The sequence below is a fragment of the Streptomyces sp. adm13(2018) genome (assembly GCF_008042145.1).
Classification (GTDB): Bacteria; Actinomycetota; Actinomycetes; order Streptomycetales; family Streptomycetaceae; genus Streptomyces.
Window position 1 is genome coordinate 1,016,631 of the sequence record NZ_RDBH01000141.1, and the last position, 10,224, is coordinate 1,026,854.

The 10,224-nt window shown below is 72.2% G+C and carries 7 protein-coding genes; 3 read left to right on the forward strand and 4 right to left on the reverse strand.

Translation table 11 applies throughout. From position 1 onward, the window contains the following. Window positions 1-30: 30 nt before the first annotated feature. The 3 genes from EAO70_RS32815 (at window position 31) to EAO70_RS32825 (ending at window position 4,091) form a co-directional block, all read left to right on the forward strand. Entirely contained in the window at window positions 31-1,449 is a 1,419-nt protein-coding gene (locus EAO70_RS32815; protein WP_148006392.1) for an NAD(P)/FAD-dependent oxidoreductase, read from the forward strand. Between the two features lie 126 nt (window positions 1,450-1,575). Continuing rightward, window positions 1,576-2,046, forward strand: coding sequence for a hypothetical protein (locus EAO70_RS32820; protein ID WP_148006393.1), 471 nt, complete (start codon window positions 1,576-1,578; stop codon window positions 2,044-2,046). Between the two features lie 242 nt (window positions 2,047-2,288). Beyond that, entirely contained in the window at window positions 2,289-4,091 is a 1,803-nt protein-coding gene (locus tag EAO70_RS32825) for a chitinase (RefSeq protein ID WP_148006394.1), read from the forward strand. A 19-nt stretch (window positions 4,092-4,110) separates the two neighbouring features. On the opposite strand, the gene EAO70_RS32830 is transcribed toward EAO70_RS32825, so the two are convergent. The 4 genes from EAO70_RS32830 to gabT form a co-directional block, all read right to left on the reverse strand. Further along, window positions 4,111-5,400, reverse strand: coding sequence for an McrC family protein (locus EAO70_RS32830; protein ID WP_148006395.1), 1,290 nt, complete (start codon window positions 5,398-5,400; stop codon window positions 4,111-4,113). Continuing rightward, window positions 5,384-7,909 carry an AAA family ATPase gene (locus EAO70_RS32835; protein WP_261993148.1) on the reverse strand — a complete coding sequence of 842 codons (2,526 nt, stop codon included), beginning with the start codon at window positions 7,907-7,909 and terminating at the stop codon, window positions 5,384-5,386. Before EAO70_RS32835 ends, EAO70_RS32830 begins: the two co-directional genes overlap by 17 nt. A 19-nt stretch (window positions 7,910-7,928) precedes the next feature. Then, complete coding sequence (locus EAO70_RS32840) at window positions 7,929-8,687, reverse strand: phosphatase PAP2 family protein (RefSeq protein WP_148006396.1); 759 nt, start codon at window positions 8,685-8,687, stop codon at window positions 7,929-7,931. 128 nt (window positions 8,688-8,815) lie between these two features. After that, complete coding sequence (gene gabT / locus EAO70_RS32845) at window positions 8,816-10,150, reverse strand: 4-aminobutyrate--2-oxoglutarate transaminase (protein WP_148006397.1); 1,335 nt, start codon at window positions 10,148-10,150, stop codon at window positions 8,816-8,818. Between the last annotated feature and the right edge of the window lie 74 nt (window positions 10,151-10,224).

Below are 10,224 nucleotides of genomic sequence, written 5' to 3' on the forward strand. Positions count from 1 at the left end.
GCCGCCCAGGCACCGAAGGAGTTGGAAACCATGGCCCCAGTCGCCATGCGTCTCGCCGCCCAATCTCTCTCCGACGCCCAGCCCGTCCCCTTCTGGCTGGAAGACCCGGGCAAGCCCGGCGCCCTGCCCGCCCTCACCGGCACCGAGACGTGCGACCTCCTCGTCGTCGGCGGCGGCTACAGCGGACTGTGGACCGCGCTCCTCGCCAAGGAGCGCGACCCCGCCCGGGACGTCGTCCTGATCGAGGGGCGCGAGGTGGGCTGGGCCGCCTCGGGCCGCAACGGAGGGTTCTGCGCCGCCTCCCTCACCCACGGCTTCGGCAACGGGCTCGCCCGCTGGCCGGGCGAGCTGCCGAAGCTGGAGGAGCTCGGCGAGAAGAACCTCGACGGCATCGAGGAGGCGGTCGCCCGCTACGGCCTCGACTGCGACTTCGAGCGCACCGGTGAGATCGACGTCGCCACCGAGCCCTACCAGGTCGACGAGCTCCACGAGGTGTACGAGGAGATCGAGCGGCTCGGACTCGCGGACGGCATCGAACTCCTCGACCGGGACGCCGTCCGGGCCGAGGTCCACTCCCCGACCTTCCTCGGCGGACTCTGGGACCGCCGCGGAGTCGCCATGCTCAACCCCGCCAAGCTGGCCTGGGGCCTCAAGCGGGCCTGTCTCGACCTGGGCGTCCGGATCTTCGAGAACACCCCGGGCCTCGAACTGGCCCAGTCCGGCACCGGCATGGGCGTGCGCACCCCGTACGGCAGGATCGTCGCCCGCCGGGTCGCCCTCGGCACCAACGTCTTCCCGTCGCTGGTCAAGCGCGTCCGCGCGTACACCGTCCCGGTCTACGACTACGCCCTGATGACCGAGCCGCTCAGCCCCGAGCAGCTCGCCTCCGTCGGCTGGAAGAACCGGCAGGGACTCGGCGACTCCGCCAACCAGTTCCACTACTTCCGGATCACCGCCGACCACCGCATCCTCTGGGGCGGCTACGACGCGATCTACCCCTTCGGCGGCAAGGTCAGCGCCGAGATGGACCACCGCCCGGAGACGTACCTCAAGCTCGCCGAGCACTTCTTCCGCTGCTTCCCGCAGCTGGAGGGGCTCCGCTTCAGCCACGCGTGGGGCGGGGCGATCGACACCTGCTCCCGCTTCTCGGCCTTCTTCGGTACGGCGTACCAGGGCAAGGTCGCGTACGCGGCCGGGTTCACCGGGCTCGGCGTGGGCGCCACCCGCTTCGGCGGCGACGTGATGCTCGACCTGCTCGCGGGGGAGCGGACCGAGCGCACCGAGCTGGAGATGGTCCGCCGCAAGCCGCTGCCCTTCCCGCCCGAGCCCATCGCCTGGGCCGGCATCGGCATCACCAAGTGGGCGATGGCCAAGGCCGACGAGAACGGCGGCCGCCGCAACCTGTGGCTCAAGGCGATGGACCGGGTGGGCCTCGGCTTCGACAGCTGAGACCACGCCGGCCGCACGGGAGTGACCTACATCACAACCGGTGGGTAGCTGAAACCGCGTAAGAGAAGGCGCCCGAATCGCTCTCTCCGTACGGACACCGTGTCCACACGGAAGGAGACCGTTGCGATGACTGGTACGGGGGCCTCGGGCGCCAAGAGCGCGGTGGAGTGGCTGGTCTCGGTCGCACCCGATCCCGAGGCCTGCCGGTGGGAGTGGGAGCGCAACCCGCACGGGGTCGCGCTGCTGCCCGCCGGCAGGCGCTGGGACGTCCTGATCCTGCCCGCCGAGCTGGGCTATCCCACGCTCGACGTGCTGACCCGCCTGGTGGACCGGCCGGGCCCGGTCCTCGCCGACTTCGGCGACGCCCGGATGGGCTTCTTCGTGCCGCCGGGCACCGTGACCCGCTGGCTCGGCACCGGGGTGCGCGGCGCGGGCGCCGGGACCTGGATCGTCGTCCCGTACCCCGGCCGGACGACCGGGGCCGTCCGCTGGCTGGTGGCGCCGGACGGCGCGGGCACGCTCACCGACGCGACGCTCCTGGAACTCGCGATGCACGAGGCGGCGGGGCGGATCGGGGGGTCGCGGGAGACGTCGTAGGCGAGGAGGAGCAGGTGGGGCGCCGTGAGCGAATGGGGGCGCCTGTGGGGGTGTCGTAGCGAGGGGTCCCCATGGGGTGCTCGGAGGCCCGTATGCCGTCCGGCGGGTGGATCGTCGCGTCCGGAGGGCGGATCGGGCCGTCCGCCGTCCGGACGTCGGGGCCAGAGGTCTTGACCACTTGATTGGTCTGGACCATGCTGTGGCGCGCTCCCACCTCGATTCCCCCATCCCCGGAGGCAGTTGTGGACCGCGCCAGACCCCTCACCCTGCTCCTCGCAGGCGTCCTCGCCGCCGGAGGACTCGCCGCCCTCGGCCCCGCCGCCCAGGCCGCCGACGCCGAACTCGCCCGCAACGGCGGCTTCGAGGCCGGCCTCGACGGCTGGACCTGCACCGCCGGCAGCGGCGCCGCCGTCTCCACCCCCACCCGCAGCGGCACGAAGGCGCTCCAGGCCACCCCGGCCGGCAGCGACAACGCCCGCTGCTCCCAGACGGTCACCGTCAAGCCCAACTCCTCGTACACCCTCAGCGGCTGGGTCCGCGGCAGCTACGTCTACCTCGGCGCCTCCGGCACGGGCACCACCGACGTCTCCACCTGGACGGGCTCCGCGCCCGACTGGCAGCGGCTCGCGACCACCTTCACGACGGGCGCCTCGACGACCTCGGTCACCATCTACACCCACGGCTGGTACGGCACCCCCGCCTACCAGGCCGACGACCTCTCCCTCTACGGCCCCGGCGGCGACCCCGTCCAGCTCCCGGCCGTGCCCACCGGCCTCGCCGCCGGCTCCCCGACCTCCACCAGCGTGCCGCTGACCTGGTCCGCGGTCTCCGGCGCCACCTCGTACCACGTCTACCGCGGCACCACCCGGGTCCAGACGGTCAGCGGCACCTCCGCCACCGTCACCGGGCTCACCGCCTCCACCGCGTACACCTTCCAGGTCAGCGCCGTGAACAGCGCGGGTGAGTCCGCCAAGTCGGCCACCGTGAGCGCGACCACGACCAGCGGCGGCGGAGGCGGCAACACCGGCCTGCCCGCGCACGCCCTCGTCGGCTACCTGCACTCCAGCTTCGCCAACGGCTCCGGCTACACCCGGATGGCCGACGTCCCCGCCTCCTGGGACGTCATCAACCTCGCCTTCGGCGAGCCGACCTCGGTGACCTCCGGCGACATCCGCTTCAGCCTCTGCCCCGCCACCGAGTGCCCCAACGTCGAGTCGGTCGCCGACTTCAAGGCCGCCATCAAGGCCAAGCAGGCGGCGGGCAAGAAGGTCCTGATCTCGATCGGCGGCCAGAACGGCCAGGTGCAGCTCTCCACCACCGCCGCCCGCGACACCTTCGTCTCCTCCGTCTCGAAGATCATCGACGAGTACGGCCTGGACGGTCTCGACATCGACTTCGAGGGCCACTCGCTGTCCCTGCAGACCGGTGACACCGACTTCCGGAACCCGACCAGCCCGGTCATCGTCAACCTGATCCAGGCGGTCAAGACCCTCAAGGCGAAGTACGGCCAGAACTTCGTCCTCACCATGGCCCCGGAGACCTTCTTCGTCCAGCTCGGCTACCAGTACTACGGCTCGGGCCCCTGGGGCGGCCAGGACCCGCGCGCCGGCGCCTACCTGCCGGTCATCCACGCCCTCCGCGACGACCTCACCCTGCTGCACGTCCAGGACTACAACTCGGGCTCCATCATGGGCCTGGACAACCAGTACCACTCCATGGGCGGCGCCGACTTCCACATCGCGATGACCGACATGCTGCTCACCGGCTTCCCGGTCGCGGGCAACAGTGACCGCTTCTTCCCCGCGCTCCGCGCCGACCAGGTCGCGATCGGCCTCCCGGCCTCCACCCAGGCGGGCAACGGCCACACCAGCCCGGCCGAGGTCAACAAGGCCCTGGACTGCCTCACCAAGAAGACCAACTGCGGCACCTACCAGACCCACGGCACCTGGCCGGCCCTGCGCGGCCTGATGACCTGGTCGATCAACTGGGACCGCTTCAACCAGTGGCAGTTCTCGCAGAACTTCGACGCGTACAACTGGAGCTGACGGCCCCGCCGTACACCGACTAGGCCATGACCTCGGCGAACAGCCGGGCCGGAACCCCCCGGGGGCCCGGCCCGGCGAGCCCGTCGAGGACCGCGCGCAGATCCACCGGCACGGCCCGCACAACCGCCGACACCGCCCCGCCCGGACCACGGACGGACACCACGGCCCCGGAGCCGCCGCCGTCCCCGGGATGCACGAGCGAACAGCGTCCGGGGCCGTCGCCGGACAGGGCGTGGGCGTACAGGAACGCCTGGTACAGATCCTGCGTGGAGAGCTTCCGCTGGTCGTAGAGCTTGTACTTCAGGTCGACGGGACGCCGGACGGGTTCGCCGTCCAGGGTGCCGGAGACCATCAGGTCCGGACGCACCTCGGAGTACGGGCCCCCCGTGGCCTCGTCGAAGAGCACCCGCCGCTGCCGCGACTGGGCCTCGGCGTGCATCCCGGCGGCCGCGGCGCCCTCCCCCAGCAGCCGGGTCATGAACGTCTCGAACAGCTGGTTCATGTCGACGAGGAACGCCCGGGAGGCCAGCGGGCCGCCGGTGAACAGGTCCCGTATCCCGCCGCCCGAGAGCAGCAGACGCGACCAGAGATGGGCGGGCCGGTAGTGCTCGTTGTGCCGGTGGTAGTCCGGCAGCGCCACGGGGTCACGGAGATCTCCCGGGTCACCGGAGGTGTGAGCGGCGAATCGCGCCGACGCGCGCCGGGCCCGGCTGCGCACCTCGGGGGAGCGCGCCGTGCGGGCCGCGAGCGCGACCGCCCGGGCGCAGATCCGGTTGTCGAGGATGTCGGCGTCGTGCTCGTCGAACCGGCAGGCCAGCCGGTCCAGCCGGCCGTGGTGGCGGACGAGCTGCCGGTCCGCCAGCAGACGGCCGCGCACCACGGGGAGGTCGTCCTCCCGGGTGAGGTAGTCGCTCCGGAGCCCGTGGCGCAGCAGCCGCTCGGCGTGCTCGGTCACCATGAGGGCGACCAGGTCCCGCAGCTGGGGCGGGCCCTCGCCGAAGTCCTGCCCGAGCGGCAGGAGCGCTCCCGACCCGCCCCAGGCGTAGTCGAGCATCCGCAGCACGTCGAGCTCGCCGCCCAGGTACTTCGGGAGGACGCGCAGCTCGCAGGCGTCGAGCCGGACGACGCCGACGTACGGCCCCGCGGTCGCCTCCAGCCGGTCGCCCCGCAGCTCCCGCAGGCGCAGCCGCCCGTCGAGCGCCCCGCTCTCCACCAGCCGCCGGTCGGCCTCCGTCAGCCGGACGCCGGGGAGGACCACCCGGCCGTACTCGCGCAGGGCGAGCCGCGGCTGCTCAGGCGGGTTCGGCATCGGTGTCGGCCCTGAGCTCGGAGTGCAGCGCGTACACGAACGACTCGTCGTCGAGGTCGCGCAGACAGTGGTTCACCGGGTCGACGACGGCCTCGCCGAGGAAGGCGGTCAGCAGCCCGTAGTCGTCGTAGGCGTACTCCTGGAGGAGCGGCACGATCTCGTCCCGGACGATCGCGGCGAACTCCGCCGCCGTGGACACCGGTTCGCCGCCGGGCATCAGGAAGGCGTGGCCGAGCTGCTTCTCCCGGTCGAGCAGCCTCCTGATCCGGCCGTTGAGAGCCTCCAGGAACACCCCGAGGTCGAGCACGTCGACGTTGAAGCCGTACAGCGGCCTCGAGTCCGGCAGCAGCTCCACGAAGGCGAAGCGACGGCGTACGGCGGAGTCGAGCATCCGGATGGACCGGTCGGCGGTGTTCATCGTGCCGAGCAGCAGGACGTTACGCGGTACGGCGAACTGCTCCTCGCTCAGCGGGAGCGTGACGGGCAGCCCGCGCTTGTCCTTCTCCAGAAGGGTGATGAGTTCGCCGAGAACCTTGGGCACGTTGCCGCGGTTGAACTCGTCGACGATCACGAGATAGGTGTGGTCGGGGTCCTCGGCGGCCCGGTCGCAGACCTGCCGGAACACTCCGGGGCGGACGTCCAGCGCCAGTCCCGCCTGCCCCTTCACCGGCCGCAGCCCCTCGACGAAGTCCTCGTACCCGTAGCTCGGGTGGAAGGTGACGAGCGTCAGGCGCCCCGCGTCCTGAAGCGCCTTCACCGTCGCGTGGTACTCGGCGCTCTCCGGCTCGGCGCCGGGCGAGAGGCCCGGGAGGTCGTCGGACTGGCCTCCGATCCGTTGCACCGCGTAGCGCAGGGCCTGGTACGTCTTGCCGGTGCCCGGGGGCCCGTAGAGGATCGCCTGGCCGCGGCGGGTCAGGGCGTCGTCGAGCCGCTGGAGTTCGGGGTCGAGCGGCAGGGGTTCGGGGTCGAGCGGCTGGAGGCGACCGCGGGGCCGTACGTCGGCGTCGTCCGGCTGGGGGACGGGGGCGTCGGCGACGCCCTCGGCGTCGAGGCCCGCTCCGGCGCCCGCTTCCCCGGCCGTCGGGGACGACGGCTCTTCGGCACGCAGCTGCTTGAGCTTCGTCCAGGCAGCGGGCTTGACCTCGGCGATCCGGTCGGCGCCCCAGCCCGGGACCGGGCGGTCGAACGTCACCTGGAAGGAGGTGTCCCACTCCACCGTGACGGTGTGCCTGCGCTCCCGTCGCGCGGGCCGCCAGGCGTAGCCGTCCCCGGTGACCCGGCCGACCGCGATGATCCGGTCCGCGGACAGGTGCCCGACGATCCGGTCGCCCGGTCGCATCTCCAGCAGGCGCCAGACATCGTGCGCGTGCGCGGTGTTCCCCGTGGTGACCCGGCTCCGGACGGCCCGGGTGAACTCCTCCTTGTCGGCGAAGTCGTGCAGATCGCCGAGCTCGTCGAACCCGACGGCCGCGTAGCCCTCGGTGAGGCAGTCCAGCTCCAGGTCGGCGTTCGCGTCGAGGCCCATGGCGAACACCCGGGGCGCCACCCGCGGCGGGGCCCACCACGCGAGGAAGCGGTAGACGAGGTGGGGCGGCCAGTCCTTCAGCCGGGGATGCTGCCCGACCAGCAGGCGCAGGTACTCCTTGCGGGCGAAGGGGCGCATCCGCGCGGGCACGTCCGTCGTCAGCATGGACAGGTAGTGCCGGGTGTAGCTGTCGGCATAGACCGGGACGATCGCGTCCGGCGCGTAGATGCGCAGGGTCTTGGCGATCAGGGTGTTCGCCGCGCGGACGGCGACGATGTCGTCGATGTCCCGCACCCTGCCCTCGCGGGCCGCCGTCACCGCCTCGACGATGCCCGAGCGCACCGCGCTCCACGCCGCCGGGGCGTCGGGGTAGCCGGAATCGTGCCACCACCGGCCGCCGTCCCGGCAGTAGATGAGGTGTTTCTTGGCCGAGCCCCCGGTGATGCTCCCCAGCTCGCCGCTGCCGTACTCGAGCGCGTGGCAGTACGTCGGCGGAAGGTCCTGGCGGGTCTTGTGGACACCGAGCGCGTAGCGCTCCAGTGGGAGCGTCGGCCAGGACTCCAGGGGGAAGGCCCGGCGGATCTCCTCGGCGCGGCGGTCCGCGGCCTCCAGGGCCTCCCGGTGCCGCTCGACGTCGAACGCGTCGAGGGCCTGGTCGAGAGGCCAGTACGGCAGGGCGTCGGCGTGGTCCGCGGCGACGGGCCGCAGCGCGCAGGAGCACACGCCGGTCAGGGGCCTGCCGCGGCGGTTCCGCAGCCCGGCGGAGTGCGCCCAGGATGCCGGGTCGTCGGCGTCGAGGAGCCGCCGCCAGGTCAGACCGTCCCGGTCGGGGTGCCGGTCGAGGTTCTGCGGGTCCGTGAGGTGGGTGCAGCCGGGATCGTGATGGATCTTGGAACCCTGGGTGGGCAGGATGATCTGCCCGTCCGACGGCTGCAGCTGGTGCGCCCGCCCGTCGAACGTGACCGAGAACCGTGTGCCCGCCATCCGTGTCCCCCCGCGCGTCTCACTCCCGCGCGTCCCCGGCGCGGTCCGGACGACCGTATCGCGCGGCGAGGACCGGCCACCGCAGCAGGGGAAGACAGAGACAGAGGCTGGCCAGGACGTCCAGCGGCCAGTGGTAGCCCCGCAGCACCAGCCCGGTCCCGGTCACCGCCGTCAGGACGGCGGCGGCCGGGATCAGGCGGTTCGAGACCAGGAAGGCCGCGCCGAAGTAGGCGACCATCGCCGTGGCCGTGTGGCCCGAGGGGTAGTAGCCGTGCGCCCAGGGCTCCAGCGGGCCCGGGCGGGCCGTCCACTCCTTGAGGGGGATCACGAGCAGGGGGACCGCGACCATGGCGAGACCCGCGTACAGGGCGCCGAGCCGGCGGCCGCGCCACACCGCGTACGCCATCGCGCAGGCGAGGACGGGGAGGGCGACGGTCATGTTGCCGAGGTCGGCGGCGAGTTCGGAGAGGGGCCGGGGGACCGTGTCCACCAGGGCCCGGGACACCCGCTCGTCGAGCCTGGCCAAGGGGCCGTGGACGAGCACCTGCCAGGTCACGACGACGAGGGCGACGAGCGCCGAGAAGAGAGCCGGCCGCCCTGGAACAGGGGGGGTGGTTCCAGGGCGGCCGAGGGGATCGGATCGCCGCACGCCCCGGGGGGTGTGGGGCGGGCGGCCGTCCGATCGGTGAGGAGTTCCGGAGCACGAGGCTCCAGGGGTGTGCGCGGCGGCACGGTGTGGACGGTGCTGGGGAGGCTCCGCCCGGGGTGTTTCTCTCATCTGCGGAAACCGTACGTCAGAGAAGAGGGGACCGACAGCGGGAAACACGTCCCGCCATCGGCCCCCCACACAGTCTTCACACGGAGTGCCGGATCCGGGGGCCGAAGCCGCGTGGATCCGTCGCCGGATCAGATCTGGGCGAACGCGTTCTCGATCACGTCGAGGCCCTCGCTGAGCAGGTCCTCGCCGATCACCAGCGGCGGCAGGAAGCGCAGCACGTTGCCGTAGGTGCCGCAGGTCAGGACCAGGACGCCCTCGGCGTGGCACGCCTTGGCCAGCGCGGCGGCGGCCTCCGCGTACGGCTCCTTGGTGTCGCGGTCCTTGACCAGCTCGATGGCGATCATGGCGCCGCGGCCGCGGATGTCGCCGATGGCCGGGAACTTCTCCTGCATGGCGGTGAGGCGGGCCTTCATGACCTCCTCGATGCGCCGGGCCTTGGCGTTGAGGTCGAGCTCCTTCATCGTCTCGATGGAGCCCAGGGCGCCGGCGCAGGCCACCGGGTTGCCGCCGTAGGTGCCGCCCAGACCGCCGCCGTGGACGGAGTCCATGATCTCGGCGCGGCCGGTGACGGCGGCGAGCGGCAGACCGCCCGCGATGCCCTTGGCGGTGGTGATGAGGTCGGGGACGATGCCCTCGTCCTCGCACGCGAACCACTGGCCGGTACGGCAGAAGCCGGACTGGATCTCGTCGGCGACGAAGACGATGCCGTTGTCGTTGGCGAACTTCACGAGCGCCGGCAGGAAGCCCTTGGCCGGCTCGATGAAGCCGCCCTCGCCGAGGACCGGCTCGATGATGATCGCGGCGACGTTCTCGGCGCCGATCTGCTTGGTGATGTTGTCGATCGCCTGGGCGGCGGCCTCGGGGCCGCAGTTCTCCGGGCCGGTGGGCCAGCGGTAGCCGTAGGCCACCGGCACGCGGTACACCTCGGGGGCGAACGGGCCGAAGCCCTGCTTGTACGGCATGTTCTTCGAGGTCAGCGCCATCGTGAGGTTCGTACGGCCGTGGTAGCCGTGGTCGAAGACGACCACCGCCTGGCGCTTGGTGTACGAACGGGCGATCTTGACCGCGTTCTCGACGGCCTCGGCGCCGGAGTTGAACAGCGCGGACTTCTTGGCGTGGTCGCCCGGGGTCAGCTCGGCGAGCGCCTCGCAGACCTCCACGTAGCCCTCGTACGGCGTCACCATGAAACAGGTGTGGGTGAAGTCCTGCAGCTGCGCGGAGGCACGGCGCACGACGGCCTCGGCGGAGGCGCCGACCGAGGTCACGGCGATGCCGGAACCGAAGTCGATCAGACGGTTGCCGTCGACGTCCTCGATGATGCCGCCGCCGGCCCGCTTCGTGAAGACGGGGAGCGTGGAGCCCACGCCACCGGCGACCGTGTCGAGGCGGCGGGCCTGAAGCTCCTGCGACTTCGGACCGGGGATGGCGGTGACGATGCGCCGCTCCTGCGGGACAGCGTTCATGCGGGGCTCCTGGGGGTGTTCTGGACGCACTTGCGGGTTTCCTCCGCAGGCTAGGCGCGGGGGAGGGGCGGGGG